Origin of the sequence: Parafrankia sp. EUN1f (genome assembly GCF_000177675.1) — a bacterium.
Classification (GTDB): domain Bacteria; phylum Actinomycetota; class Actinomycetes; order Frankiales; family Frankiaceae; genus Parafrankia.
Window position 1 is genome coordinate 1 of sequence record NZ_ADGX01000021.1, and the last position, 25,975, is coordinate 25,975.

At 71.0% G+C, this 25,975-nt stretch carries 19 protein-coding genes, 1 tRNA gene and 3 pseudogenes; 7 read left to right on the plus strand and 16 right to left on the minus strand.

Annotation, left to right across the window (positions count from 1 at the left end):
* Positions 1 to 161: 161 nt before the first annotated feature.
* Positions 162 to 509, plus strand: a pseudogene (locus FREUN1FDRAFT_RS41220) (VWA-like domain-containing protein); the annotation flags it as partial.
* Between the two features lie 75 nt (positions 510 to 584).
* On the opposite strand, the gene FREUN1FDRAFT_RS46060 reads toward FREUN1FDRAFT_RS41220, so the two are convergent.
* A complete protein-coding gene (locus FREUN1FDRAFT_RS46060; protein ID WP_369809777.1) occupies positions 585 to 668 on the minus strand; it encodes a hypothetical protein in 84 nt (27 codons plus the stop codon).
* An 84-nt stretch (positions 669 to 752) separates the two neighbouring features.
* The gene (locus FREUN1FDRAFT_RS46065) at positions 753 to 3,830 is read right to left on the minus strand and encodes an FG-GAP-like repeat-containing protein (protein WP_232295108.1); all 3,078 of its coding nucleotides are present in this window, start codon (positions 3,828 to 3,830) and stop codon (positions 753 to 755) included.
* A 268-nt stretch (positions 3,831 to 4,098) separates the two neighbouring features.
* Here FREUN1FDRAFT_RS46065 and FREUN1FDRAFT_RS41225 point away from each other — a divergent pair, with 268 nt between their 5' ends.
* Positions 4,099 to 4,281: a tetratricopeptide repeat protein gene (locus tag FREUN1FDRAFT_RS41225; RefSeq protein WP_255348203.1), complete on the plus strand. Its 183-nt coding sequence runs from the start codon at positions 4,099 to 4,101 to the stop codon at positions 4,279 to 4,281.
* On the opposite strand, the pseudogene FREUN1FDRAFT_RS08745 reads toward FREUN1FDRAFT_RS41225, so the two are convergent.
* From FREUN1FDRAFT_RS08745 to FREUN1FDRAFT_RS08750, 3 genes and pseudogenes are all read right to left on the minus strand, one after another.
* Positions 4,226 to 4,810: pseudogene (locus FREUN1FDRAFT_RS08745) on the minus strand (transposase); the annotation flags it as partial. The gene FREUN1FDRAFT_RS41225 and the pseudogene FREUN1FDRAFT_RS08745 sit on opposite strands and share 56 nt — an antisense overlap.
* Positions 4,811 to 5,149: 339 nt before the next feature.
* A pseudogene (locus tag FREUN1FDRAFT_RS47950) lies at positions 5,150 to 5,492 on the minus strand (IS5 family transposase); the annotation flags it as partial.
* A gap of 639 nt (positions 5,493 to 6,131) precedes the next feature.
* A tRNA-Lys gene (locus FREUN1FDRAFT_RS08750) sits at positions 6,132 to 6,204 on the minus strand.
* Positions 6,205 to 6,470: 266 nt separating this feature from the next.
* Here FREUN1FDRAFT_RS08750 and FREUN1FDRAFT_RS08755 point away from each other — a divergent pair.
* On the plus strand, positions 6,471 to 6,944 hold the full coding sequence (locus FREUN1FDRAFT_RS08755; protein WP_035950929.1) for a PPOX class F420-dependent oxidoreductase: 474 nt from the start codon (positions 6,471 to 6,473) through the stop codon (positions 6,942 to 6,944).
* A gap of 123 nt (positions 6,945 to 7,067) precedes the next feature.
* Positions 7,068 to 7,925, plus strand: coding sequence for a ribonuclease BN (locus FREUN1FDRAFT_RS08760; RefSeq protein WP_198144276.1), 858 nt, complete (start codon positions 7,068 to 7,070; stop codon positions 7,923 to 7,925).
* 83 nt (positions 7,926 to 8,008) lie between these two features.
* Here FREUN1FDRAFT_RS08760 and FREUN1FDRAFT_RS08765 read toward each other — a convergent pair whose 3' ends face one another.
* From FREUN1FDRAFT_RS08765 to FREUN1FDRAFT_RS39585, 3 genes are all read right to left on the minus strand, one after another.
* Complete coding sequence (locus FREUN1FDRAFT_RS08765; protein ID WP_006539646.1) at positions 8,009 to 8,914, minus strand: DUF3710 domain-containing protein; 906 nt, start codon at positions 8,912 to 8,914, stop codon at positions 8,009 to 8,011.
* Between the two features lie 137 nt (positions 8,915 to 9,051).
* Positions 9,052 to 10,488 (minus strand): PP2C family protein-serine/threonine phosphatase, encoded by a 1,437-nt coding sequence (locus FREUN1FDRAFT_RS08770; protein ID WP_232295109.1) that lies wholly within the window; start codon positions 10,486 to 10,488, stop codon positions 9,052 to 9,054.
* A gap of 422 nt (positions 10,489 to 10,910) precedes the next feature.
* Positions 10,911 to 12,773 (minus strand): hypothetical protein, encoded by a 1,863-nt coding sequence (locus tag FREUN1FDRAFT_RS39585; protein ID WP_006539648.1) that lies wholly within the window; start codon positions 12,771 to 12,773, stop codon positions 10,911 to 10,913.
* Positions 12,774 to 13,108: 335 nt separating this feature from the next.
* Here FREUN1FDRAFT_RS39585 and FREUN1FDRAFT_RS08780 point away from each other — a divergent pair, with 335 nt between their 5' ends.
* Entirely contained in the window at positions 13,109 to 13,420 is a 312-nt protein-coding gene (locus tag FREUN1FDRAFT_RS08780) for a hypothetical protein (protein ID WP_006539649.1), read from the plus strand.
* Positions 13,421 to 13,663: 243 nt separating this feature from the next.
* On the opposite strand, the gene FREUN1FDRAFT_RS08785 is transcribed toward FREUN1FDRAFT_RS08780, so the two are convergent.
* Both FREUN1FDRAFT_RS08785 and FREUN1FDRAFT_RS43595 read right to left on the minus strand, forming a co-directional pair.
* Complete coding sequence (locus tag FREUN1FDRAFT_RS08785) at positions 13,664 to 14,434, minus strand: hypothetical protein (RefSeq protein ID WP_006539650.1); 771 nt, start codon at positions 14,432 to 14,434, stop codon at positions 13,664 to 13,666.
* A gap of 683 nt (positions 14,435 to 15,117) precedes the next feature.
* Positions 15,118 to 15,579 carry a hypothetical protein gene (locus FREUN1FDRAFT_RS43595; RefSeq protein WP_157474489.1) on the minus strand — a complete coding sequence of 154 codons (462 nt, stop codon included), beginning with the start codon at positions 15,577 to 15,579 and terminating at the stop codon, positions 15,118 to 15,120.
* A 1,093-nt stretch (positions 15,580 to 16,672) separates the two neighbouring features.
* Here FREUN1FDRAFT_RS43595 and FREUN1FDRAFT_RS46070 point away from each other — a divergent pair.
* Positions 16,673 to 19,366 (plus strand): AAA family ATPase, encoded by a 2,694-nt coding sequence (locus FREUN1FDRAFT_RS46070; protein WP_006539652.1) that lies wholly within the window; start codon positions 16,673 to 16,675, stop codon positions 19,364 to 19,366.
* Positions 19,367 to 19,458: 92 nt separating this feature from the next.
* Positions 19,459 to 20,097, plus strand: a complete 639-nt coding sequence (locus tag FREUN1FDRAFT_RS45040; protein ID WP_232295112.1) for a BTAD domain-containing putative transcriptional regulator — start codon at positions 19,459 to 19,461, stop codon at positions 20,095 to 20,097.
* A 9-nt stretch (positions 20,098 to 20,106) separates the two neighbouring features.
* Here FREUN1FDRAFT_RS45040 and FREUN1FDRAFT_RS08800 read toward each other — a convergent pair whose 3' ends face one another.
* From FREUN1FDRAFT_RS08800 to FREUN1FDRAFT_RS08825, 6 genes are all read right to left on the minus strand, one after another.
* The gene (locus FREUN1FDRAFT_RS08800) at positions 20,107 to 20,625 is read right to left on the minus strand and encodes a phage tail protein (protein ID WP_006539654.1); all 519 of its coding nucleotides are present in this window, start codon (positions 20,623 to 20,625) and stop codon (positions 20,107 to 20,109) included.
* Positions 20,622 to 22,640: a putative baseplate assembly protein gene (locus FREUN1FDRAFT_RS08805; protein ID WP_006539655.1), complete on the minus strand. Its 2,019-nt coding sequence runs from the start codon at positions 22,638 to 22,640 to the stop codon at positions 20,622 to 20,624. The genes FREUN1FDRAFT_RS08800 and FREUN1FDRAFT_RS08805 overlap by 4 nt, the downstream gene beginning before the upstream one ends.
* Positions 22,637 to 23,071, minus strand: a complete 435-nt coding sequence (locus FREUN1FDRAFT_RS08810; protein WP_006539656.1) for a GPW/gp25 family protein — start codon at positions 23,069 to 23,071, stop codon at positions 22,637 to 22,639. Before FREUN1FDRAFT_RS08810 ends, FREUN1FDRAFT_RS08805 begins: the two co-directional genes overlap by 4 nt.
* Positions 23,068 to 23,460 (minus strand): PAAR domain-containing protein, encoded by a 393-nt coding sequence (locus tag FREUN1FDRAFT_RS08815; protein WP_006539657.1) that lies wholly within the window; start codon positions 23,458 to 23,460, stop codon positions 23,068 to 23,070. Before FREUN1FDRAFT_RS08815 ends, FREUN1FDRAFT_RS08810 begins: the two co-directional genes overlap by 4 nt.
* Before the next feature lie 65 nt (positions 23,461 to 23,525).
* Positions 23,526 to 25,262, minus strand: a complete 1,737-nt coding sequence (locus tag FREUN1FDRAFT_RS08820) for a VgrG-related protein (protein WP_006539658.1) — start codon at positions 25,260 to 25,262, stop codon at positions 23,526 to 23,528.
* Positions 25,262 to 25,972, minus strand: coding sequence for a LysM peptidoglycan-binding domain-containing protein (locus FREUN1FDRAFT_RS08825; RefSeq protein ID WP_035950940.1), 711 nt, complete (start codon positions 25,970 to 25,972; stop codon positions 25,262 to 25,264). The genes FREUN1FDRAFT_RS08820 and FREUN1FDRAFT_RS08825 overlap by 1 nt, the downstream gene beginning before the upstream one ends.
* Between the last annotated feature and the right edge of the window lie 3 nt (positions 25,973 to 25,975).

Below are 25,975 nucleotides of genomic sequence, written 5' to 3' on the forward strand. Positions count from 1 at the left end.
CCGGGTGCTCGACCAGGCGCTTCGTCTGACAGTCGCTGCCGACGGCGTTCCGGGTGATCCGCCGGACGCTGCTCCGGACGGCGCCGACCTGTTCGGCGCGGCGCCGCCCACTTCCCTCCCCCGCCCAGCGACCTGGAGGGTCACCGGCAGATCCTGGCCATCGAGCATGCACGTGCCGGCGCGACAGCGTCCTGGTCGTACCCTGCGACGCCGCGGCCGGCCCGGTAACGACGCTGTGCCGCGCAGAGGATCTCCCGCTCGTGGGCGGCGGCGGGACGGACCTGCGAGCCGGCTTCGCCGCGGCACTCCGACACCGGCCAGACGTCATCGTCGCGCTCACCGACGGCCAGACACCCTGGCCGCGCCGCCCGCCCAGCCGGACCGTGATCGGCCTCTTCGACCGGCCCGGAACCTGGTCCGAGGACAGCGAGTACGTGCCCGAGGCCCCGCCAGCCTGGGCCCGCCTCGTCCAGATCGGTGACCGACGTGTACGGATCATGATCGTCTAGCGACTCGGGCGTCCACTGGCTTGGCTGCCGTCGTGGCGGCCAAGCGGCCCTCCTGATGGCCGGCGGGTCCGGTCATCAGATTTCCCACAGCCGCACCGTGGTGTCGCTACTGGCGCTGGCTGGAGTGCGCCCGTCTGGCGCAAACGCCACCGAATCCACAGAGTCGGTGTGGCCGGTGAGGCAGGGCCGGATGTCGCGGGCCGGTCGGTGCCCTCCAGAGGCACCGACCGGCCCGCGTCTGGGTCAGCCCTTGCGGAGCTGCCCGTTGCCCTCCCAGGCGGTCACTACACCGGTGGCGGTGGAGACCAGGTAGTCGAAGCGGTGATCACCATTGATGTCGGCGAGGAAGACCTGATCACGGGTAGCCCCGGTGCCGGTCATGATCTCACCTTGGATAAGCCAGTTCGGACCGCTGCCGCCGCGGTTGTTGTGCCAGGCGCGGATCCGTCCACGGTCGCTGACGGACAGGTAGTCGTCGCGGCCGTCACCGTCGATGTCGGCGAAGGTGATCATCGAGTCGTGCAGACCGATGCCGGATGCGATCTCGCCCAGTTCGGTCCATCTCTTGGAGGGCAGGGCGTTGAGCCACCCGCGTACCTGCCCCTGGGCGCCGATCATCAGGTAGTCGTCGCGGCGGTCACCGTCGATGTCGGCGAACCGCAGGTTCTCCCGTGTCCCGCCCGGTACGCCGGCAGCGACCTCGCCCAGTTCGGTCCATGTCCTGGATGGCAGGTTGTTGAGCCAGGCCCGTACCCGTCCCTCGGGGCTGACCAGCAGATAGTCGTCACGGCCGTCGCCGTTGAGGTCGGCGAAACGCAGCTCCTCACGGGTTCCGCCCGGCACACCGGCGGCTACCTCGTTCCATTCGATCCACCTCGGGGATGGCAGATTGTTGAGCCAGGCCCGTACCCGCCCCTCAGGGCTGACCATCAGGTAGTCGTCACGGCCGTCACCGTCCATGTCGGCGAACCGCAGCTCCCCCAGCGTGCCGTTCGGCACTCCGGCGGCGATCATGCCCTGGTAGTTCCAGCGTTCGGTCCCGGCGAACCGCTCACCCAGCCACGCCCAGACCTGTGCCGTGGCGTTGGTCGCCAGATAGTCGGCGCTGCCGTCCCCGTCGACGTCGGCGAACTCGACATTGTCTCGCGACACCCCAACACCAGCGGCGATCTCACCCTGGGGCAGCCAGGACTCGCCGCCGGTCTGGCCGATGGTGCTGAGCCAGGCCCGCGCCTTGCCCTGAGCGTCCACGGCCAGGTAGTCGTCGCGGCTGTCACCATTGATATCCGCGAAGCGCACCTGGTCAAGGGCCGCCCCGAAACCCGAGGCGACGACTCCCCACTCCACCCACCTCTTCGAGGGCAGGTTGTTGAGCCAGGCCCGTACCTGGCCCTGGGAATCGACCATCAGGTAGTCGTCGCGGCCGTCACCGTCGATATCGGCGAACCGCAGGCCTTCCCGTGTCCCGCCCGTTACACCGGCGGCGACCTCGCCCAGTTCGGTCCATCTCTTGGAGGGGTAGGCGTTGAGCCAGGCCCGTACCCGTCCCTCGGGGCTGACCAGCAGGTAGTCGTCACGGCCGTCACCGTTGAGGTCGGCGAAACGCAGCTCCTCACGGGTTCCGCCCGGCACACCGGCGGCTACCTCACCCGCTTCGATCCAGCGCGGGGAAGGCAGGTTGTTGAGCCAGGCCCGTACCCGCCCCTCGGGGCTGACCAGCAGATAGTCGTCACGGCCGTCACCGTCGATATCGGCGAACCGCAACTCCGCCCGCGTCGCGCCCGCCACACCGGCGGCGATCATGTCGGCATTTCTCCAGCCGTCCATGCTGGTGCCGGCGCTGGCGCCCCCTGGGACCGGCGACGGTGTCCCGGCGCCACACGCTCCGGAGACACCGTCCTGAGGCTTGTGGAAGGCACGGTATCTCAGGGCACTGTCGATCGTCTTGTAGAAGGCGTCGCCCATCTTGCGGAAGCCGTTGGCATTGGGGTGCAGTGAATTGGTCATGTCCGCCGTGCCGACGGCGCTCATGTCGACCAGGTACACGGGCCGGCCTGCGGCCTGAAAGCCGGCGACAACTCCCGGGATCGCCGCATTGTACTGCTGGATACGACTCATGATCGACGGTGTGGTCGAGGGGATGAGAGTGGAGACCAGGATCGTGGTCTCCGGGGCGGCGGCGAGGATCTTGCCGATGACATCCCGCAGCCGGTTGGGGGCGGTGTCCACGTTGAGATTGCGTGCCATGTCGTTGGTGCCGATGTGCAGCGTGACGACATTGGGCCGGTACTGGCGCACCGTGCAGGACGTGATCGCACTGATCTGGCTGATCGTCCAGCCCTGGTGTCCTTCGTTGTCCCGGTCGGCGAGCTGGCCGGACTGCTGGGAACCGACGAAGTCCAGGTCGTCCACCTCGGGGTCGAGCAGTGCCGCCAACCGGGCCCGGTAGCCTGAGAAGTCGGGCGTTCCTTCTCCGTAGGTAATCGAGTCACCCAACGGCAGAACCCGCAGATTAGTGGCAGCGGTGGCGGCACCCTCCTCCAGCCCTTCGGCGATGCCCTCGCCGACCGCGGCGGCGTTCAGCTCCAAGGACTCCCCGACCTGTTCCAAAAGACTCCCGGCAGGCCTTGCCCAGCCGACGAGACCTCGGCCGGTGTCGGCTGCCCAACTGCCCGCCGCTCTCAGGAGCTTGGGGAGATCGTTGCGGGCCCAGTTGTTGAGGCCACCTTCCCAGGCGACTCCTACCAGGCCCGCCACCACCGCCAGTCCCACAGCTCGGGCCCAGCGCTTCCAGTCCTGCTGCTTGCCGTCGGCGAAGATATTCACAGCCTGGTAGATGAGCGTCCCGATGGACGCACCCAGAGCCGCACAGAACGACGCGGCGAAAACACTTCCCGATCCGCCGGTGGAGAGACCGAAGGCACCTTCGCATGCCACGCGGATCACCAAACCCGCCAGCATGCTGGCAGCGTAGGTCAGAATGTCCTGCCAGAAGCTCAGTTGGGCAACCTGAGCCTCGGTCGGTTCAATCCTGAGCGACAGAACCGACCCTTCGAGGGATAGAGTTCCGTCGAAACCGTATAGAACAACGAACCTCCCCTCCGGCAGAACAGAGAAGGGATAGAGCTGGGCCTCCTGGTGAAAGGTGTCACTGAGCACGGGATTACGGCTGTTGAGATCCGCCACCTCTGCCCGCACCCTGGCCAGATTGACGCCCGCGGGCAGCTCGATCGACAACGTGTACGTCGCCGGAGGGTTATCGGCGGCTACCGCCATCCGTGTCAGACCCACCACCATCGAAACCGCGAGCAGGAATGCCATCACGAACCTGCACCACCCGCCAGAACGCCACAGCCTCCATCGTCCCGGCATGCCGCCACCGCCACATCTGAAAGCCATTCTTCCTCCCGGGGGACACCCCGACAGGGTTTGCGGGATCCCTGAGCGCGCAGATTAGTCGGGCGGCACGGCCATGCGATGTATGGAGAATGAACAATTCACTGGTCCGAGATGACGACAGTCGCCTGGCTCGCGTCCCGGTGAGAGCATTGGCGCAGGGGAGCCGTCCAGCACCGAACGCCTGCGGATTCTGGGCCCCGACCACCCGAACACGCTGACGTCGCGGAACAACCTCGCCAGCGCCTACCAGGCGGCGGGACGGGTGCGTGAGGCAATCGACCTGTTCCAGCAGGTCCTGACCGACAGGGCGGTAGGTGTCAAGTCAACTGAGACAGTTGGATGTTGCTTGGCTGGTCGGAGACCGGCTGGTTGATCCACACGGTGTCAGGGAGCCGGGGTGGCCGTGGCCGGCGAGCGAACCGCTCAGGGTGCGCCGCGTGGGCACGGTCGAGGGTGGCCTGGCGGTGCGCCTGGACCTGGTCGGCGGTCCCGAAGTGGACCGAGGCGGGTGTGTGGAACCCGATCCCGGATTGACGATGGTCGTGGTTGTAGGCGGTGAAGAACCCCTCGCAGTAGACCCGGGCATCAGCAAGTGACCCGAACCTGTCCGGGAAATCGTAGCTGTACTTGAGAGTCTTGAACTGCGCCTCGGAATAGGGGTTGTCGTTCGAGGTCCGCGGCCGGGAATGCGACCGGTGGACGCCCAGGTCGACGAGCAGTTCGGAGACCTGCTTCGACACCATCGCCCCACCACGGTCGGCGTGGATCGCCCCGGGCGCGGTTCCGTTACGAGCGATGGCACCGGCGAGGAAGTCCTTCGCGACCACCGCATCCTCGCCGGCGGCCACCAGCCAGCCGGTCACATACCGGGAATAAATGTCAAGAATGACGTAGAGCTTGTACCAGACGCCCTTGGCGGCCTAATGATGTCGTGGGAGCCAGCCGTCCGGCAGACTCCCGATCGGTAGCCGCTGGCAGGTGAGCACTCGTGGGTCCTGGACTTCGAGTCCTGTTGAAAGACCGTGCCCCTGCCGGTTGGCCGGGAGAGTTGATCGCTGATGGGATGTCGTGCCCGCCCCTACGGCGTGAGCACTGTGTTCATTAGGTCGCTGACTGTTCTCCCGCGGGCTGCTCACGGTGATCGACACAGAGGGCGGGAGACGTGTTGCGACTGTTCGTGGGAGACGACTGGGCGGAAGATCACCATGATGTGGAGGTGATGGACGCCTCGGGCCGTCGGCACCGTCGCGGCGGGCGCCGGCGGCGTGCTGGTGGGCCCGGCAGACCGTGGAGTCGACGTTGACGTCCCAGACAATCAGACCGGCCGCGTCCGCGCGGGCCTGTAAACGGGTCACGATCCGCACCCAGACCCCTTCGCGCTGCCAGCGGCGGAACAAGGCCGTAGACCGTCTGCCACGGCCCGTACTCCGCGGAGAGGTCCCGCCACGGTGCGCCTGTGCGGATCCGCCACCGGATCCCGTCGATCAACCTGCGCCGGCACCCGGCCGGACGTCCCCGCCCCGCCACCGGCAGCAACGGTCCCAGCACCGCCCACTGCTCATCCGAAAGATCCCCACGGCCCACAGCGGATCATCATCACGGCGGTGATCCACTAGGAACCGGGGTTCTGAAACAGGCCCTAGCTCGTCGCTTGCGATTGTTAGCAATCCGGCCAAGGTCGACCCTTTGCGGCATTGCAGGCTGTCTCGGTGTTGCCTGGGATCTACCGAGACAGCAGCTCTCCCGATATCACTCGGCGTGACTGCCGATCTAGGCCCAGCTGGCAGCCTACCGAGGACGCCAAAGACTCCGATTTCGGCGGTTTCGAACCTTCAGGTCACCCCTGCCGCTAGCTGCTAGTTCCCAGCTCAGAGCAACTTTTAGCCGCTAGAACCACTGCTAGAACTAGCAGGTGGGGGTGCTAGTTCTAGCAGCATTCGCGAACAGCCAACACCACTACGAAAACTACAGAACGTGACACCGGAAGGGGCTCGCCACCCTCCGGTGACGACTACAAGATCCATCCACCGATGACGGTGACGCAGATCACAACTCGTCATTCATTCGGCTTGCCGCGCAGAGGACGAAAAACGATGAACAGCCGTGAAGGTGCACGAAAAATGCGCCCACGGCTGTTCACAAAGTGCGGGATAAATGCGGGATGATCTCGACTTAATCTAGATCGTCAATCTGACGAAATATGCCCTGACCAGGGCTTACGGGTGCGCCGCCAGGGACTTGAACCCCGAACCCGCGGATTAAGAGTCCGCTGCTCTGCCAATTGAGCTAGCGGCGCCTGCCTCCGCGTTCCCGCGGCGACGTGGACAACCATACCAGGCCCGCAGGGCGTTTGACGCGGGGGTGGCATCCAGATTTTGTCGGCAGTCCATCCGGGGCCTGGGGGCGGCCTGGGGCCACCCCCGGATGGCTGCGTGTCGCCGGGTCCAGCTGGCCTCGCCCGCCCCGCTGCGCGCTGGCGGGACGCGCGGCGGAGGCGGGCGGCGGAGGCGGGCGGTCACGGGTTGGCGGGAGGTGCCTGGTGGCGGCGTTAGCATCGGGCGCGTGAGCCCGACCGCAGCACGTGATCTCGTCGTCGACCGGACCGCCCTGCTTGACTTCGTCCGTCCTCGGCATCGTGGCATTCTCGTCACCACCCGAAGTGATGGAAGGCCGCAGCTGTCGCCCGTGACCATGGGGGTGGACAGGGCCGACGACATCGTCATCTCGACCTATCCTGAGCGCGCCAAGGCACGTAACGCACGCCGGGACGAACGGGCGTCAATCTGTGTGCTGTCGGACGAGTTCAACGGTGACTGGGTGCAGGTCGACGGAACCGTCACGGTGGTGGATCAGCCGGCGGCGGTCGAGGATCTCGTCGAGTACTACCGCTGCATCAGCGGGGAGCATCCGGACTGGGAGGAGTACCGCGAGGCGATGCGGCGCCAGGGCAAGGTGCTGCTGCGGCTGCGGATCGACCGCTGGGGGCCGATCAGCCGCGGTGGCTTCCCCCCTCACCTGCTCGCCGGGACGAACTGACGTCCGGGCATCCGTCCCGGTAGCCGCGGAACGCCGTCCAGAAGCCGTCCAGGAGTGACCTCGAACCGCTTCGGACCTTTCGGGCGCGTCTGTGCGAGGCTTCGCGACACGCTTCGCCTAGGTGTGGCGCGGCGGCGGATGCGGCGGGCGCTGCGCGGCGATCTGGTGTCCCGGCTCCGTGCGGCGGATCTGATCAACGGGGCGATGAACCTCGCCGCGCTGATTCTGATGATGTTCTTTCCGTTCGTGATCGCGTTGGCGGCGGCATCGCCTTTGGGTGCCGGCGGGGCGGCGGACATCGTCATCAGGCGGATGGGCCTGAACCACGATGCGGCGATGGCCGTCGAGCGGCTTTTCACGCCGCGGGGTGGGACGACGGTCTCCGGCTGGTCCGTGCTGGGTGTGCTCTGGCTGGTGCTGGGCGGGGTGAGCCTGGCCGCGTCCATTCAGGTGGTGTACGAGCGGGTGTTCCGGCTGAGCCCGGCGGGTCTGCGCGGTCTACGCAATCAGGTCGTCTGGCTGACTGGGCTGCTCGTGTTCCTGGCCGGTTCGACTGCGCTCGGCTCGGTGCTGACCCGCACCACGGTCGGTCAGGCCGGCTATGCCCTGGCCGTCGTCGTGATGACGGCGCTGTTCCTGTGGGCGGGTGCCCGGGTGCTCACGATGGGCCGGCTGAGCTGGCGAGCGGCCTGGCCGGTGGCCTTCTTCACGACGATCGGGCTGACCGGGCTGGGTGGGTTCAGCCGGCTGACGTTCTCGGCGACGATCGTGTCGAACGAAAGTACCTACGGGCCGATCGGTGTCGTGTTCACCATCCTGTCCTGGCTGATCGGGTTCGGTGTGGTGATGATCGGCGGCGCGGTGGTCGGCAGCTGGTACGTCGAGGCGGGGGTTTCGGTCATCGACGTCCTGAAGCGGATTTCGACCGACAGCCGGCCGCGGCACGGCCAGGAGCACCGGCAGAGACACCGAGAACCCTGATGCGGTGAACGCAGGTTCGGTGAACGCAGGTTCGGTGACCGCAGGTGCCGTGGACGCAGGTTCGGTGGGCCCGGATGCGGAGGTCAGCCCCAGGTGGAGAGGTTGCGGCTCAGGGAGCCGGTGAAGACACCGGTGGACTCGTAGACGTCACGCCGGCGTTCGAGGGTGCCGGTGCCGGCCGTGGTCGGCTCGTCCGTCCACAGATCGGTCAGGGCGACGCGGCGCGAGCCGGTGGGCTGGCGGTGGCCCAGCGGGAGAGCGGCTCCGGCCGGCATGGCGCCCGCTCCGCGCACGACCACCGTGCCGCGCAGGATCTCGTCCAGAACGGGCAGCGCGGTGCGGGCACCGGTGCCGGCACCGGTGTCCACGGCCTCGCCCTTCCCGACCTCGCCCTCCCCGGCCGGGGTGGTGACGATCCGCAGGTACCAGCGCGGGCCTGAGATCCCGATCAGCCGGGTGCCGCCGCTGCTGAACTCCGGCCCGTACCGGCCGGATGTGACCGTTGGCGTGACGACCGGGGTGGCTGAGGCGGGTGCGGCAGTCACGCTGGGCACGTTGGCCGCGCTGGGCACGTTGGGCACGTTGGGCACGTTGGCCGCGCTGGGCGCGTTGGCCGCGCTGGGCACGTTGGCCGCGCTGGGCGCGTCAGTCCCAGCGATCGCGGCGGCCAGGTCGGCGCGGAATCCGTCCCAGGTGCCGCGGCTCTTCGGGGCGGCGAAGACCGCCATCCGGACGGTGAGCCGGTCGGCTCGCAGGACGAGTTCCTGGACGTCGGGCGCACCGGGGGCCGGTTCGATCTCGACCGTGACGCCGTCCGGGACGGCGACGCGCAGCGCGCCGTAGTCGACCAGCGGCGGCCAGTCCCACTCGGGCAGGCCGAGGTCTGGTGCGTCGGCCTCGTCGTAGGGGCCGACGCCGGGGGTGGATGGCGGAGCCGACGGGCCCGGGCTCGAGGCTCTGTCGCCGACCGACCTGCGATGACCGAACATCATCTACCTCCGGCGGGCCGTGGTGGTCACAACCGAATCGTGTGCTCACAGCGAGTGTCACGCGGGACGTCCCACGCCTGCAAGGCGTGTCGGCTGCCGGACCCCGGCCGGTGCCGACGGAAGGTAAGCCTTCAGGCTCAGGTCAGCGCGACACCGAGGACGCAGACGTCGTCCTCTCGCTCGCCCGGCCCGGCGATCTCGGCCAGCAGCGCGTCACACAGCTGGTCGAGGTCGGTGCTGGCGGCGGCAACGGCGAGGTCCGCCCGGAGGTCCGCCCGATCGAGCACCCGCTCGGGCGGCACCCATCCGGCCGGCATTCGTCCCGACGGCTTCCGTCCGGCTATCCGGGCGGCGCTCGCGGCGAGGGCTTCGAGGCGCTGGGAGATGGAGACGTCACGGCGCTCGACGAGCCCATCGGTGTACAGCAGCAGGCCCGGGCCGGTCAGCCGCAGGCCGCTCTGCCCGTACCGGTGGTCGGACAGCACGCCGAGCATCGGGCCGTGGACCTCGGACAGGTAGCGCGGGCGGCCGCCCTCCCCCGCGAGGTGCAGCGGAGGTGGATGACCCGCGCACGACCAGCTGAACCGCCCGGTGGCCGGATCGAGCTGGGCGATCACCGCGGTGGCCAGGATCTCGCTGCCGGAGCCGGCGAGGTTGGCCGACAGCTGGGTGGTGATCGCCGCGGGCGACAGGCCGTGCAGCGCGTACGCCCGGGCCGAGTGGCTGAGCTCGGCCATGAGCGCGGTGGCGCGCAGCCCGTGGCCGCCGACGTCGCCGACGGCGAGGGCCAGCGTCCCGTCGGGCAGGACGGTCGCGTCGTACCAGTCGCCGCCGATGCCGACGTCGCGGCCGGCGGGCAGGTAGCGGGCGGTGAGCTGGACGCCGGGCACGACCGGCAGCTGCGGCGGCAGGATGGCGCGCTGCAGGGTCTCCACGGTGCACATCTGGCGTTCGTAGCGACGGGCACGCCCGATCGCCCGCCCGTAGGCGGAGGCCATCGCGTGGAGGAAGGCCTGGCAGTCCGGCCAGAACTGCCTGGGCTCGGGCCAGGCGAGCAGCAGCACCCCGAGCGGGCCGCCGCCGTCGGCGACGACCGGCAGGCTGGCGCAGGCCTCGATGCGGAGCTCGGCGAAGATCTCGGCACGGTCGGGAAAGTCGCGCAGATAGCGTGCCGCCGAGGCGTCGAAGCGGGCGCGGCCGGTCTGCATGACCTGGGTCGCGACGGCGGGGCCCCAGCTGCCCGGAGCAGCCCAGGCACGGTCGACAGCGGGTGGGCGGGGCCAGGTGATGACCCTCGTCCGCAGCGGCGCGCCCGGCGGGCCGCTGCGTGGGCCGAGGTCCGCGTCCTCCTCGAACAGAACCATGCCGGCGAAGGTGACACCGAGGCGGGTGACCGCCTGGAAGGCGACCCGGGCGACATCCTCCACGGTCAGTGCCGTGCTGAGCCCGTCGGTGAAGTCGAGCAGCTCCAGGGATGCCTCCAGCGGCGACAGCGATCGGCCACCACCGCGGCACCTGCCCGCGTCCTCCAGCGCCGTGCCCGACGTCGGCACGGACTCGTGCCTGGCTGCCATCACGGGCACCTGCACCTGCACCGGTTGCCCCATTTGTCGAAACATCCCTCCGTGGACGAGACGGCCCCAGCCGGCGGCCGGCCGGGCTCTCCTCAGAGGAACGAGCGAGCACCCGGGGGAATGCCGGGACCCTGCCGCAGCGCCAGAAAAGGGGTTACCAGACGAAGCCACCTCGACCGGGAGAGTGATGCACCGCCGACATGGGCGCTTGTAAAGATCTCCGGGACGGAAAAGGGTCGGCGGGCGCAGCCCAATTCGCGAATCGACCGAAGTTCGCCACCGAAGGGGCACCCGACCGGAGGGTCACCCGTATCGCTTGGCCCGGGCATTCTTGCCGGTTGACCAGAAGTCGCCCATGTCAGGCATCGTGCTTGTCAGGCATCACCCATGTCAGGCATCACGAACAGGCGGCGGGACGACGGTCACGGACGTCCCCCGAGGGAGAGGCGCTGGCGTTCGGTGCGCAGGCCGACGGCGAGCGCGCCGACGGGTGGGCGCCGGGCCGGGTCCGGGTGCAGGGCGCGCGCCAGCAGATCGTTGAACTCGGCCGAATGGCCCGGCAGCGGCACGTCCGGCGCCGACGCGAGCCCGCCGAGAGTCTCCCGGACCAGCGCCGCGACCTGATGGACGTCCGCCGGTGGCCCGGGACGAGCCCCCAGGCCCCGGGTTGGACGCGGGCCCAGGCCGCCGCCCGCCGGCACGGGATGGTGCCAGCGACCGAGCCCCTGGTGACGTTGCTCGGGTGCCTGCCAGGGGCCGCCCTCGCCGGGGACCTCGGTCAGGCCGAGCAGGCCGAGATCGCGCAGCGCGACGGCCCGTCGGCCGCGGCCGGGGGCGGTGATGACGATCGCGTCGGGCGTCAGGCAGCGGTGCGCCTGCCCCTGCTGGTGCAGTGTCTGCAGGACGAGGCAGAGTTCGGCCGCCGCGGCGAGCGCCCCCGCGGCGGCGCTGCGGTCCAGCCCGCCGACCGGCCCGCCCGCGCCGAATCCGCTCACACCGAACCCGCCTGGGACGGGACGGGTACGGGCCGGGCTGCCGCGGGAGACCGCGGAACGGGAGAGGCGGGAGAGGCCGGAGAGGCCCGACCCGGGGGTGTGGACGTCGCGCCAGGGCCGGCCGGTCGGCGCCGACAGCACCAGCGTCGCCGTGTCGGACCGGGTGACCGCCTGGCGGTACCTGTGCTCGTGTTCGTACTCGTACTCGTACTCGTGTTCCTGCCCCCGTCCGGGGCCAGCGCCAGGGCCGGGGCCGGGGCCATGGCCGTCACCGCTGCCGCAGCCGTTGTCGTCACCGTTGCCGGCCAGGCCGTGCCGGATGAGCGTGCGCGGCAGACCGGCCGCGCCGGCGACCTGGTCCAGCAGGTCGGCCTGGGCGCGTAGGCCGGCGCGGCGGGCCTCGGCGTCAGCTGTCGGGCGATGTACCTGCAGGTGCCTGATCCGCACCGGCCGGGCCGTCGGCACCAGCTCTCGGGCGTCGGCGTCGTACTGCGCCCAGGATCGGTCCGGCGCGACGGTCTCGGTGACCGGATCGTGCAGGAGATAGCAGGCGCGACCGAGGCGGACCTCCGCTCCCCCGTACCAGCGGCCGCCGGCCGGATCGGTCGCGTCGAGCACCTCGTCGTCGTGGCGGGCGCGCAACCGCGGCTGCGCGGTCGGGAGCTGACCCGCACCGGTCGACGGCCGCCCCTCGCCGTTACCGGTCAGGGGCCGCACCTCGCCGGTCACCGGCTGTATCTCGCCGGTCGACGGCAGCCGCTCGTCAATTGACGTCCGCCGCTCGGCCTGGATGTCGTCGTCGCAGTACGCACGGCGGATGTCGTCGGTGTCGGGACGCATCAGCAGGGAGCGCAGGCGCGTCTCGTCCCACAGCTCGATGGCGATGTTCGTCTCCCGCTGGCGGCCGTCGCGCCAGGCCGTCCAACGCCGGCGGGCTTCCGGCGGAAGGCTCACCGGGACGCACAGCACCCAGCTTTCGATCCCGTAGCCGTTCTCGCGCGCTGCCCGGCAGGCCCGCGCGAAGGAGTGCTCGACGTTGCGCAGCTGGTCGGCGGCCAGGCGGTCGATGACGTACCGGACCTGCCAGATCCGGACCTGGCTGGTGAGGTCGCCGAGGAAGACGTCGACGCCCCGGTCGCCCTGGATCGGGGCGACGCCGTGCGCCGGGCCGTGCAGGCGGTCGACGAGTGAGGTCACCATCCGCTCGAACGCGGCCCGGCCGCCCTCGACGCCGAGCCGGGACCGGTGAACGTGGAAGTCGACGGGCCCGCCTCCCGCCGGAAGGTCCACGGCCGCACCCCCTCGCCGATTTCACCGATTTCACCGAGCCCGGCTACTCCCGGCACAACACGAACTGTCGCCAGCGGACTCTACCGTCGCTGCTTTCGGTGAAAGCGGCGATTAGCGAAAGTCATCGAAAGTCGAGCCGGCGCACCGGTCACTGCCCACCGAAATCCCCTGTGCCCACGGGGAACCGAAACAGTGACGGCTTCCGTTCATGTCGCAACAACGTTTCGTTCCTGTCGCCGTCGCAGATCATCTGCATACTGCCAGCTGCGGGTGGGGCGAGCACGGGGCCGGCGGCGCGTCCCCTTCTCCGAACCGGCCGGTGGAGCGCTTCTTTCATGCACGAGGAAAAGCACCACGCGGCGGCCGCGGACGGAGCCGCAACGGGCGGAGCGGCGGCGGACGGCCCGCAGGCACTCGACCGGCGGCGCGTTCTACGCGGATCCGCGGCGGCCGCCTTCGGAACGCTGATGGCACCGGCCTGGCTCACGGCATCCGCCGGTGCCGCCTCAGCCGTCTCCAGCACCGCCGCCGCCGCCACCGGAAGCACAGCCGGCGGGAGCGCAGCCGCCGCGTTCGTCGACGCCTACCGGACGAACACGACCGCGGACCTGACCGCGGCGGGCAACGCGGCCGTGCGGATCCGTTGACGATCCGGCTGGATCCGGCGGTTCGTTCGCTGCCGCGCGGGGCTCGGTGCCCGTGCTCACCGCGGCGTCTGTGCGCGGTCGGTTCGCCCAGGTGACGGTGCTTGCCGACGGTGTGCGGGCGGTCGTGGAGCACGGCGCCCGCGAGGTCTCGGTGCGGCTGCTCCCGGCCTGTGCCAGCGCTGCTCCCGGCCTGAGCCGGGAGCACTCAGGTGTCATCCGCCGGTCGAGAAGTCGATCTCGGTGTCATCCGCCGGTCGAGAAGTCGATCTCGCTGATCGCGACGAAGGTACCCGAGCCATTTGAATGGTCGAAGGTATCGACGATCCACACTCGCGCGATGCGGACATCCCGGCCGGCGACGCCCTTCAGTACCTGTGGTTCACCGCTGTCGCTGAGGTCCTTCGTCCAGCACTGGTCGTCGAGCTGGATCCCGATCTGTTTCGGCTGTGCCTGGACCGGTGCCTCCGGATCGTTCTTGGGCAGGCCTGCCCGTATCGAGACCCGATCGACGCGAACCGCGCTGGGGAATCGCAGCATCAGGGTCGCGCTCCGGCCGGCGGTCTTCGGGCAGCTCTCGCCGATCTCGGCGGCGGGGTTCCAGGCTGTCATCCAGGCACGGTTGCGGGATCCGTCCACGGCACGTTGAGCCAGGTAGCCAGGCCGCTCGTCCATCTCGGGCACGACGCTCACCGAGGCGAACTCGTCGATCTCGTGGTAGGAACCCGGCAGCACTGTCGAGATCCGGTCAGCGGCCCAGCTCCGGGTGGTGGTGCTGGCCGACGCCAGCGCCACTGCCACGGGTACGACCAACAACGTCGCCCGGAAGGCGACGACGCGAGGTGCGAGCGGGCGACTGTAACCGGACCGCCCGGTCGCGGCGCGGCGCATCTCCCGGTCGAACCTGCGCCGCTCGCCGGCCCGTTCGAGGCTCGGGCCCAGCCCCCGCGACGCGACGGGCGCGGCGGCGGGCCGTGGGTCGTCCGGCCGAGGGTCGGACTGTGCGGGAACCAGCATCTGCCCACAGGGGCAGAAGCGGCTGCGTGGCGGGCTCTCTCGCCCGCAGTGACAGCGCACCGGCGCGTCGGCCAGGCCGGAGTCGCTCGGGAGCACGCCCGGGGCGTTCAGCGCCTGGAAGGACGTCGCGGATGACGTCTCCTCGCCGGGGTGCCCACCACGATGCCGGTGGATGGACGATCCGCCGGCATCGTCGGTGCCGAGGAGCTGGGTGATGGGTATGGGTGTCAGGCCGTCGGGACGTACGCCCCGACCGATCCGGATACGCCCCTGCGGTGTGCGCGAGGCCCCTGGCGGCGCACCCGGCGGCCGGGGGGACCGATCCTGCTGGCCGGTGCCGGGGCCGGCCGGAGGTGGTGACGTTGTGGTCTCCGGCCCCGGCCTTACCCCGTACGCGGACCCGGTGCCAGCCCGCCCGCCGTCTCGCCGGAGGCTGCGCGGAGCCGGAGCCGGAGCGGGGGCCGACGGCGGTTCCACCCGAGGATTTCCCGAATTCACAGCATCTGCCGGATTTGCGGGACGACCGCCCTCGCCTGGCCGGGCGGTGCGCCCGGCCGGGCGCGCACCGGGACTGTCAGCCCGCGGCTGGGAGGCCCCGCCCCGCGCGGACCAGAGGATCCGACCGCACCCGACGCAGAACTCGGCCGCGCTGTCGTTGCCCCGATGGCAGTGCGCACACGTGGTCACCGGAGGACACTCCCGCCCCCGACCACACCCCGGTACCCGGAGAGCAGGTCGTCGTGTCGGTCAACGGCGCCGAGCTCGGGATCGGTGGCCGCCGTCAGGTCGACGTACGCTGCCGGGTCGGCCAGGCCGGCAAGCAGGCCATATCCGTCCAGCGGACGGCCGTCCGCCCCCGTGACCTCGACGTCGAGGACTGCTGGCCCCGATGACCCGTCACCGCTGTGGCCAGTCACCACAGCCACCACCTGCCCGACGCGGACCCGGGAACCACTCTCGACCACGGCACGGACCCCGGCGAACCGATATTCGCGGCCGTCATCCCCCCGCAGCGTCAGCTGCGACGCCGGTGGCGGCCAGGTGGTGACCGCACCAGCCACCACGGCGTGCACGGGTTCCTCGGCATGGGCCGGGATCCGAACCGCTCGCCCGGTGATCGGCGCCACCAGCAGGGCACCCGACAACGGCTGGCACCGAGGTCCGCCGCACGGCTGTGGCCGTGGCCCGGAGCGGTCCGGCGAGCGCACCAAGGACGGCGCCGACGGCCGGTCTCCGGGGTTCCCCTCCCCGACCGGCATGTCCGGCCGATGTGACGAGGTTGACCCGCCCGCCGTGCTCGGCCCGCTCACCGCGGCCGGGAGCGGGGCCGGGACCGGGACCGGGACCGGGACCGGGACCGGGGACGAATCAGAGGACGGAGGGGCCACGCCCGGTTCCGGCCAGGGATCCGCGCAGCCCTCCGCAGCCTCCGTATCCTCCGCCGGGTAGGAGGCGAACAGCGCCGAAAGGCGGTCATTGTCGTCCCCCCACGGACCACCCGCCGTGACCTCGGCCCCCATCCGGCATCTCCCCGTCGTAATCACGAGTGGTGCGCGCGGCGTCACAGCGCATTCCGGCCGGCGGCTGCACCTTGTAACGGCAACGGTATACCGCGCGCACCGGCCATCCGTCCGAACTAGTTCATTGTTCCAAGATGCCGGGATTCGACGAAGTCCATGCCCCGCTGATCAGGAACGATGTCGAGCGGGACGGCGCAGCACTACCAGGAGCACGATGTTTCTCGAACTGTTCGAACGTAGGTGCAGGTTGGTGGCCGTGATCTCGGGAGCCGCGGTCTCATCGAACCGTCATCCACCGCCCGCGCCCTTGCGCACGAGCAGGTTCCCCACGCCGGCGCCCCGTGCCCCACGCTCCACCCAGGCAGCTCCCCCAACCCGGCCTCCCCCGACGCCGCACCGGCCTCGGATACTCTACCTGGGCCACCACCTCGACGTTTTTGCTTATCCGCTTCTCGCGAACAGCCGAGAATCACACGCCGGCCGGCCCGCCCGACATGCCAGGTCGCATCCACGGAAAGAGACCACCGGGCGACCGCTTGCACTGCAATAGTAGCGATGTCTCGGCCGGCGCGGACGCCGGTGCAGACAATGGCGTCAGGCCGGCACCTGGGCGCGGAAAGCGCCGGTCTGAAGGAACGCGGGGGGCGATGCGTCGCAGCATGGGCGTGTGCAGGTACGGCTGGCCGGTGTTCAGGCCCGGCCAGCGTCGGAGGACGCTGTGACGCGTGAGAGCGCGCCGCCGCGGGTCATTCCGGCGCGATTTCGTCCACCGCCAGCCGCGAGAATGCGCCGGGAACGCCTGACCAGGGAGTTTGCCGAGTCGCCGGCCTACCGCGTCGGCCTCGTGGTCGCTCCGGCCGGAGCGGGGAAGTCCACACTCCTGGCCGAGATCGCCCAGCACCTCCGCCACCCCACCGCCTGGCTGACCCTCGATGATCGGATCGGCACCAGCGGTGCGTTCCTCGCCCATCTCCAGGCAGCCGTCAGGAACGCAAGCCAGCCGGCAGCGGCACAGACCTCCCTGGCGGCACAGACCTCCCCGGCGGCACAGCACACCCTGATGGCACGGGCCTCCTCCGCGGAGGGCACGACACGCGCCGGCCAGGCCGCGGAGCGACCCTGGACCGACATCGAGATGGCGATCACTGATCTCGAACAGCGGCTGCGGAGCGATCTGCTGATCGTTCTCGACGACCTGCATACCGTTCAGGGCCAGCCGGCCGAGGCCGCGGCGCAGACCTTCCTCGACTACCTTCCGTCCCACGTGCGGGTGCTCGTCTCCGCCCGGTGGCGTCCCGATCTCGACCTGCACCGGCTCCGGCTTGCCGGGCGGATCCTGGAGCTTGACGCGGACGCGCTGCGGTTCCGCGTCTGGGAGGTCGAGGAGCTGTTCCGGGACTGCCATGGAGTCCGGCTTCGTCCCGACGAGGTCGCCGCGCTCACCCGCAGCACATCCGGCTGGGCCGCCGGGCTACAGCTGTTCCACCTGGCCACGTCGGGCCGCCCGCAGCGCGATCGGGCCCGAATCCTCTCCGGGCTGGCCAAGGCCAGAGTCGTCCGGGAGTACCTGACCACACACGTCCTGGACACGGTCCGCCCGGAGGAGCGGGAATTCCTCATCCGGACCTGTGTCTTCGACCGGCTCACCGACAGGCGCTGCGATGAGCTGCTCGGCCGCACGGGCAGCGACGTCCAGCTCGCCGGCCTGGAACGCCGCGGGCTTTTCACCGTCGTCGACGATGACGGGATCAGCTATCGCTACCACGAGGTCCTGAGGATGCACCTGCTCGCCCAGCTCGTCGACGAGCTCGGCGAGGCCGGCGCGAACGAGGTACACCGCGCGGCGGCCACACTGTGTGAACGTGATGGAGCGTTGAGCGAAGCGGTGCTGTGTTACTGCCGATGCGGCGACTGGAAACAGGTACGGCGGCTGCTCGAGCAGGGCGGCGAACGGCTGGCGGAGGATCCAGCCGACTGGTTCGAGCTGCTTCCGCCGTCGATCCGAGACTCCGACCCGTGGGTGCTGCTCGCGGTGGCACGCAGGCTCACCGCGAACGGATCACTGGATGCCGCGGCCGACGCCTACCGGGGCGCCGTCGCCGCCTTCGGCCCGCAGGCCCCCGTCTGGGTCGCCCGGGAGCAGGCCGGCCTCGACGACTGGCGCCATCCGGCCCTGCGGCGGACGACGAGCTGGAGCGGGATCATCCGGAAGGTGCTGGCCGATCCCAGCGCCCACATCGACAGTCCGGCCGACAGCCCGCACGCCCTGCTCGCCAGCGGGATCGCCGCCTTCGTCGGCGGCAGGATCCCGCTGGCCCGCCGCCGGTTCGGCCTGATCACCGACGGAGCCGACGGGGCCGGTGGAGCAGGTGGAGCCGGCGGAGCCGACGGGGGCCCGGTCGTCGAGGCTGTAGCCGCGATCGGCAGCGCCGCCTGTGCACTGCTCATGGCGGACGAACGAGTCCTGCCGGACGGCCGCGGAGGCAGGACGCCGGACGACGTCGTGGAGGCTGCGATGGCAGCCGCCGAGCGGCTCGGCTATCCGGCCTTCCTGCGGGTCGCGACCGGTATCCGGGCGATGCGCCTGCCTACCGGGCACCGCCGCGTCCTGCACCTGCTCAACGCTGCCGAGGTCGCCGATGACCAGTGGGGTTCAGTGATACTCCGCCTGATCGGGGCGCTCGTCACGCTGACCGTGCCTCCCAGCGCCGGCGACGAGGTCGACACGGGGAGCGAGGAGGCCCTTGCCTCCCTCACCCTGGCGGCCTCGGCGCACCACCCGACCATCGGCAGGCTCGGTGGGCTCAGCGCGCTCGGTGAAACGGCGCAGGCCCGCACGGGGGCCATGCCGATCGGCTTCTGGGCCACCCAGCAGGCGGCGGCGACGTTGGAGACCGCCGCGCGGGACTTCGACGAGCTCTCCGCGCCGGCACTGGCCACCTGGGCTCGCGTTCTCAGACTGATCGCGGGGCGCCACACCGGAACAGCGCTGCCTGAACGGGAGACGGCGCGGATCCTGCGGGCGGCGGCCCGCCTCGGCCCAGCCCCGTACGCGCTCGCGCTGGCCGGCTGCGCACCATCCCGCGGCGTCGGTCACCCGCCCGACGGGCCCGGTCGCGCCTCCGCGGACGAGACGGCCGCCCGGATCGCGGCCGACGCCGGCATCGGCCACCTGCTCCGCCGGCTCACCGGGGTGCACGACGAGCGCGGGGGCACCCCGCCACCGTCGTGCGCCCGGCCACCAGCCCGGCCACCAGCCCGCCGACGCCCGCGACGAACTCGACCGCCGACCGGCCTGCCAGCAACCGGCCTGCCAGCAACCAGCCAGCCACCGAGCGGCCAGCCGCGGACGAGCGCGCCACGGACGAGCCCGGGCCGCCGACCACCCAGACCGCCGAGGCGGGCCGGCTGACCATCCGTTGCCTGGGCGGCTTCGAGATCAGCCGAAATGGCACAGCGATCAGCCTCGACGGGGTTCAGCCACGCAACCTCGAGCTTCTCCACATCCTCGCGGTCCATTCGGACCATGCCGTACCCCGGGACCGGCTCACCGAGCTGATCTGGCCGGACGCGTCACCCAGCCGGGCCAACCACAGCCTGCAGGTGGCCATCAGCGCGCTGCGCGGCCTGCTGGAGCCGGAGGTGCCGCGGGAACAGCGCCGGCTGCTGCGCCGCACGGGCCAGGGGTACCTGCTGGTCGTCGCCGACCGCGCCGACCATGATCTTCTCCGGTTCGGGCAGCTGCTGAGCGCGGCGGACGGAGCCCGCGGGCGCGGCGACCGCGACGCCGAGGCCGACCACCTGATGGCGGCGATCGAGCGCCACAGCGGGGAGCTGCTTCCCGCCGGCCGGCCGGCGGACTGGTTGCTGACGGAGAGGGAACGTCTTCGCGTCGTGCTTGCCACCGCCTGCGAGCGGGTCAGCCGACTCCTCACCGAGGCCGGCCGGCACGCGGAGGCCGCTCGGCACGCCGAGCGCGGGCTCGACGTCGACCGGTACCGGGACGGGCTCTGGCAGGTGCTGGCACTCGCGCTGCGCGCAGGCGGGCAACCGGCCGCGGCCGCGCTGGCCGAGGCCCGTTACCGCTCGATGCTCGCCGAGCTGGGCGTCAGCGTCGGTCCCGGCGTCGGCGACGGTCGGTGACCAGCGGCGTCAGCCTGTCTCGATCCGGTGCGGGACGTGCGCGGGTTTCGCACCGCGCACCGCCGCCTCCACCGCACGAAGGTCGGCGTCGCGCGGCACCCGCACCCGCAGCAGCGGCGCCCGGCTGCCCGGCGGGATCCCGTACGGGCGCGGCGACCACTGCGCCCCTCCACTGTCGATGACCTCGGCCTCCACCTCGGCCAGCACCCTGACCGCGGCGAGCACCCCGCGCACGGTGCCCCGCCAGCGCAGCAGCTCCGGGGTGTGCCGCAGCACCCGTCGGACGTGTTCCGGTGGCCACCGGTCGTCCAGCGCGATGCCGAGCCAGCCGGCAAGCCAGCCGAGGAAGTCCGCCGGGGTCAGATCCGGGTCGAGGTAGGCGTCGATGTTGTCGATCGTGGCCAGTGCCGGTGCGAGCACCTGGTCGAACGCGGCGAGCAGATCCCCGAGCGCACCGGCGTCGAGCAGCACCCCCGGCACTCCGCGGGCCAGGGGGAACGGCGTCGGCAGATCGACGGCCTGCCTCATCGGATGACATCCACCTGGTGTTCGAAACCGATCACCAGGCCGTTCGCCGGAACATCGATCCGCTCCGTGCGGACGGGCCGCTGCTCCGCGGCCGGCGAGTTGGCCCGGGCGATCGGGTTGGCCCGGTAGAGCCGGACCTCCTCCAGGTAGGCGACACCGGGCACCGCCTGGAGCACGCCGTGGATGTCGCCGATGGTGACCGCCCGGCCGAAGGGCCACCCGGTGCCGTCCGGCCCTCCGGTGACCGGGTGCATCCGTCGGTGCAGCAGGCGAAGCGCCTCGTCCCGCACCCGCTCGGGGGCCGCCGTGGCGGTGGCCCGCACCCGGGCACCGACGGTGAAGCCCAGGTAGATCGGGGGTTCCACGACGAGGCGCACCCCGATGACCCGGCGGGCGTCGAGGTAGCGGCGCACCGCCTCACCGGTGCGGTCCGAGACGAGGAGGCCGGTGGGGTCGAGCTGGCCGTCGGCGGCGACGTCGGCGACCCGCGGGACGAGCAGCACGCGCACCACACCCGCGTTCTCGCCGGACTCGTCGACGACGCAGCGGGCCCGGGCGATCTCCGGGGCGGCCTGGCGGGCGAGGATCTCGTAGTCCTCCGTGGTCACCGCGCGGTCACGGTGACGCAGTGTCAGCGGGCCGCGGACCCTGGCCTCCTCCACGGTCTCCCCGTCCTGGCCGCCGGTGGCCGGCTCCCGGTTGTAGACCGCCGCGACGTAGGGGATGGAGGTACGCAGGGTGTTGAGCGACCTGGCCACCACGTTGCCGTCGCGCCCGCCGCCGGTCTGGTAGGGACGAACCCGCACGGTGGCGCCCTTCGCCGGTACCGCGCCGAACGTGCGCACGGTGCCGTCGTCCAGCCGGACCAGCGGCCCGAAGCGGATCTCCCCGGAGGTCGGATCCACGGTGACGTGGCGGTCGGCGGGGCCGCTGGCCGCGAACGACTCGACGGCCTCCCACACCGTCCATTCGAGCTCCGGTGCGGGCTCGGGCAGCGCCTCGGGAGCATCGCCCGGGGCCAGCCGGGCGGCACCGACCTCGACGACGATCGGCTCCGAGGTCGTCGGCACCGGCGCCTGACTCAGGGTGAACGCCTGCCCGGCCACCCCTTCGGCGAGCCCGAGGATCTCACCGGGTACCTGCGCCCCGTGCACGGCATCGACATCGCCACCGACGGCCACGCCGGTCACCGACACGATCTTCGGTGAATCCCGGTAGCCGCGCACGCCTCGGCGCTCGACGACCCGGCAGCGCACCCAGGCCGCGGACCGGCCGCCGATGTCCCGGACGGCGTGCCCGCGGGGCAGATGGAGTTCGATCACACCGGAGGTGTTCAGGCCGTTGGTGGTGTCCTGTTCCTGCGGGCACCGACGCCACCGCTCGCCGTCCCAGGCCTCCCAGCGCAGCGGCGGGTTGTCCGGGTCGATGCCGTGCCCGCTGACCGTGCAGGTGAAGCGCAGCAGGACGATCAGCGACGGGGCCGGCCGGTCGAAGCCGATGTACAGCGCGTCACCAGGCTTCGGATGCCGGTCGAAACAGGTGAATCCGGCGCCCAGACCAAGCTCGTCGGTGTGATCACGCAGCGTCTGGCCGTCGATGACGGACCCGACCCGTACCGAGCGGGCGGGCACCACGTCGAGGTCGGCCATCGTGGTGAACTCGATGGCCGGCTCGGTGGCGGTCCGCCGGGTGGAGACGACCGTCCCCTTCGGGATGCGCACCGTGGCGTCCTGCGGCGCGGACAGCCGGAACGACACCTCGGCCCGCGCGGCGACCGGTGGGAACAGCCGGACCCCGACGAGGTCCAGGAAGCGCAGGTAGTTGCGCTCGGGGACCCGGTTGAGGCGGTAGAGCATCAGGTCGGTCATCCAGGCGAAGGTCTCGACGAGGGTGATGCCCGGGTCGCTGACGTTGTGGTTCGTCCACGTCGGGCAGCGATCGGCGATGAAGCGCTTGGCGTCGTCGACGAGCTGCTGGAAGGTGCGGTCGTCGAGGTTCGGTGCCGGCAGGGTCATCGGAGGGCCTCCGCCTCGTCGTCGGGGATCACGTAGAACGGGACGACGAGGTTGCGCCGGTCGTAGTCGTCGCGGATCCGGTAGGCGATGTCGATCCACAGCGTCGACGCGGCGACGTCCGGTGTGACCACGACCTCGAGGACCTCGACCCGCGGCTCCCACCGGGTGAGCGAGCGCTGCACCTCGTAGGCGACCAGGCCGGCGGTGTTCGCGTCGGCCGGCGCGAACACGTGGTCGGCGAGCGGGCACCCGAACTCCGGGCGCATCGGCCGTTCTCCCGGCGTGGTGCTGAGGATCAGGTACATGGCCTGCTCCACCTCGGCGGCGCCCGTCGTCATCGCGAAGGCGCCGGCCGGGTCGACCGCCACCGGCCAACGCCACCCGGCTCCGAGAAAACCACCCGCCGCGGGGCCCGTCGGCTGCACCGTCATGGGCCCACCAGCACCGTCGTGCCCGAACCGACGATCATCGCCGTCATCTGCGCACACTGGGTGACCGGGCAGCCGGAGTAGGCCACCCCGCGCCCCTCGACGCGGACCGTGCCGCTGCCGGAGAGCACCCGTCCCTGCTGCGCGGCCGGTACGAGGTAGGGATCGGAGACGTGCAGGCCGGCATGCGGGGGCGTGTTCGTGCCGGTTGACGACTCCAGCGCCACCGGCTGCCCACCGACGAACACGGTGGTGGAAAGACCGATGGTCAACGGCGCCGAGAACGGCAGCGGCGCCGGTGAGGGGATCGGGGCACCGGCGGGCCCCGGTATCTGGTGGATCGCGCACACACCGGTGATCTTGTCCCCGGCGAGGACGACGGGAGCGCTCACCGAGTCACCTCCCTCACGCCGATCTCGGATTCGTCCATCTCGCCTGCCGCCCGTGGCCCGCGCGGTCAGTTCAACTTGATCTGGGAGCCCTGCACCGTGACGTCGGCGCTGCTGGTCACCGTGACGCCGCCGTCCCCCGACAGCGACACGGATCCCCCCGCGGAGATCTCCAGATCCTGGTCGGCGGTCATCCGCAGATTCCCACCGGCCCGGATCTCCACGTCGGAATCCGTCTCGATGGTCAGCCCACCGGCGTCGTGGTCGAGATGAATCCGGACCCGGCCGTCCCGGGTGCGGATCTCGACGTGCTCGTCACCATCCGCATCACTGATCATGATTTCGTGACCCTGGCGGGTCCGCAGCCCGCGGCGCACGGCCAGGCCCGTGGCGGTGTCGACCCCACCGTCGAACGGCGGTGCGTCCACCCCGTTGTACAGGCCGGCGAGGACGAAGGGGCGACGGGGATCGCCCTGCTCGAAGGCGACCAGCACCTCGTCGTCGACCTCCGGCGGGATGAGCAGGCCGCGGTCCGGGCCGGCGCCGGCGAACGCGACCCGCGCCCAGTACGTCTCGTACTCGGCGGACAACCAGGGCAGGCGGACCCGGACCCGGCCCCGCGCCTCCGGATCGTTGATGTTGGAGACGATGCCCGGCACCACCCCGGGGATCGTCGGGGTGCCTCCTCGCGCACCGCCCGCCGCCGCGACCAGGCCGAGCAGCGAACGGTCATGCCCGCCCGCGACGGTGAAACGGGTGCGGTAGCCGGAATGGTCGAAGACATGCTCGGCGTGCGAGACCGTGAGCTTCCCATCGAAACGGCCACCGGTGCGCCCGACGCTGAGCGCCACACCGGCGAGAATGCGCGGATCGCCGTGGGCCACCCCCTCCGCGGCCGCCGAGGTGCTGGCGATCCGCTCGGCGAGCGCGGCGACCATCGCGTCGCATTCCGCCTGGGTCGCCAGCGGCCTCGCCGCGGCGGTGAAGCGGGCGTTGGCATTCCCGGCGCCGAGCGTCGCCGGCTCGTCGGGGAGCTGCGCCGAGCTGGTCTGAGCCCGGGCCGTCGCCACCACCTCCTGCTTGGCCCGGTCGTCCCAGCCGCGGACCTCCGCCTCGATGACCTGCTGGGCCGCGGTCACCCGGGCGGTGAACACCTCCAGATCACCACCCGGAGTCAGCTGCAGATGGTCCCGGCTGTCGAAGCCGCCAGGACCCGGTGCCTCGTCGGCCGGGGCCGGCCGGTCGAACTCGAGCCGGTTCCCGCGGACCCGCAGCACGTAGCCGATCTCACGGGCTCGCCGGGTGAGGAAATCCCAGTACGTCTCGCTGATCTGCCCGACGTGGTCGTGCACGACAGAGGTGGCCGCGATCGTCCCGGTCCTGATCCCGGCCTTCCCCGCGATCATGGTGACGAGATCGGAGTCGGTGACGTTGTGGTAGGTCGCGGTGTGGACACCGTTGAACAACGCGTAGGAGCTGTCGAACGCGACGATCACGGTGTGTGACCCGAGCTCGTCGTAGGAGATCCCGAGGCTGTAGACGTGCCCCTCGAACAGGGTCGTCTCGGCCGCGGCGCCCGTCGGGTCGGCTGCCGGCGGCGCGGTGACCCGCAGCGTCTTGTGGAAGTCGAACCCGCCGACGGTGAGCAGCTCACGGCCCGGATCGTCGAGGACCACCCGGCAGGCATCCGGCGCGGCGAGATCGCTGTCGATGACCACCCGGCGGATCGCGGTGCTGACCGCGGACGGCACCCTGGCCGAGTCGAGGTAGAGAACGGGCAGCGCCCCGTAGGTCTCCGCCGCCATCACCGACCACCCCGCCCGCCCGGCCCGGGCGTGAGGTCGGCGCGATCCGGCAGCAGTAGTCGGGCGCCGGGGGTCAGCCGGGTCGGATCGTCGAGGCCGTTGAGCTCCGCGATCGCCCGCCAACAACCGGCGTCGCCGTAGGTGCGGTACGCGATGCCGGCCAGGGTCTCACCGCCGATCACCCGGTGTGCCCGGCGCGCGCTCACCCCGCCCGAGGTCGGGTTGGTCCCTTTCGGTTCCTCCGGTGCGGCCTTCATCGCCAGTGCCACCTCGGCCCTGGTGGGCGCCCCGCTCGGCGCGAACAGGTTGCAGGTCGCGTCGACGCTGGTGAGCAGGCCGACGAACTGGCCGCTCGGGCCGAGCTTGAACTCACCCCAGGTGAACATCAGCACCGGTGGGCTCGGTGACGTCCCCTCACGTGAGTCCCTGGTCGGGTTCGTCCACTCCAGCAGCTGCTGGATCTCGGCCATCACCGATCGGTCCTGCCCGCGGCCCGCGTCGAGCAGGAGGCTGAACTGGAGATCGACGGCCCGGGCACCGAGGAAGGCCGGACGGGGCGACTCCCGGGCCGCCTGTGTGGGCTGTTCCCGGTACTCCGCGCGTTTCGCGATCTTGATCGTGGACGGGTTGAAATGGAAGGTAACCCGCGTGTTCTGGTTGTCCTGCTCGCACAACCGGGCCCTGACGAAACTCCCGCGCGCCGGGCTCACCGC

Excerpts from the sequence above, each read along its gene's own strand:
- FREUN1FDRAFT_RS08805 (WP_006539655.1), bottom strand. The coding sequence starts at position 22,640 with ATGACCCTGCCGGCACCGAACCTCGACGACCGCACCTTCCAGCAGCTC.
- FREUN1FDRAFT_RS08820 (WP_006539658.1), bottom strand. The coding sequence starts at position 25,262 with ATGGCGGCGGAGACCTACGGGGCGCTGCCCGTTCTCTACCTCGACTCG.
- FREUN1FDRAFT_RS08800 (WP_006539654.1), bottom strand. The coding sequence starts at position 20,625 with ATGAGGCAGGCCGTCGATCTGCCGACGCCGTTCCCCCTGGCCCGCGGA.
- FREUN1FDRAFT_RS08770 (WP_232295109.1), bottom strand. The coding sequence starts at position 10,488 with ATGGCAGCCAGGCACGAGTCCGTGCCGACGTCGGGCACGGCGCTGGAG.
- FREUN1FDRAFT_RS08780 (WP_006539649.1), top strand. The coding sequence starts at position 13,109 with ATGCACGAGGAAAAGCACCACGCGGCGGCCGCGGACGGAGCCGCAACG.
- FREUN1FDRAFT_RS08765 (WP_006539646.1), bottom strand. The coding sequence starts at position 8,914 with ATGTTCGGTCATCGCAGGTCGGTCGGCGACAGAGCCTCGAGCCCGGGC.
- FREUN1FDRAFT_RS08810 (WP_006539656.1), bottom strand. The coding sequence starts at position 23,071 with ATGACGGTGCAGCCGACGGGCCCCGCGGCGGGTGGTTTTCTCGGAGCC.
- FREUN1FDRAFT_RS46065 (WP_232295108.1), bottom strand. The coding sequence starts at position 3,830 with ATGGCATTCCTGCTCGCGGTTTCGATGGTGGTGGGTCTGACACGGATG.
- FREUN1FDRAFT_RS08785 (WP_006539650.1), bottom strand. The coding sequence starts at position 14,434 with ATGCTGGTTCCCGCACAGTCCGACCCTCGGCCGGACGACCCACGGCCC.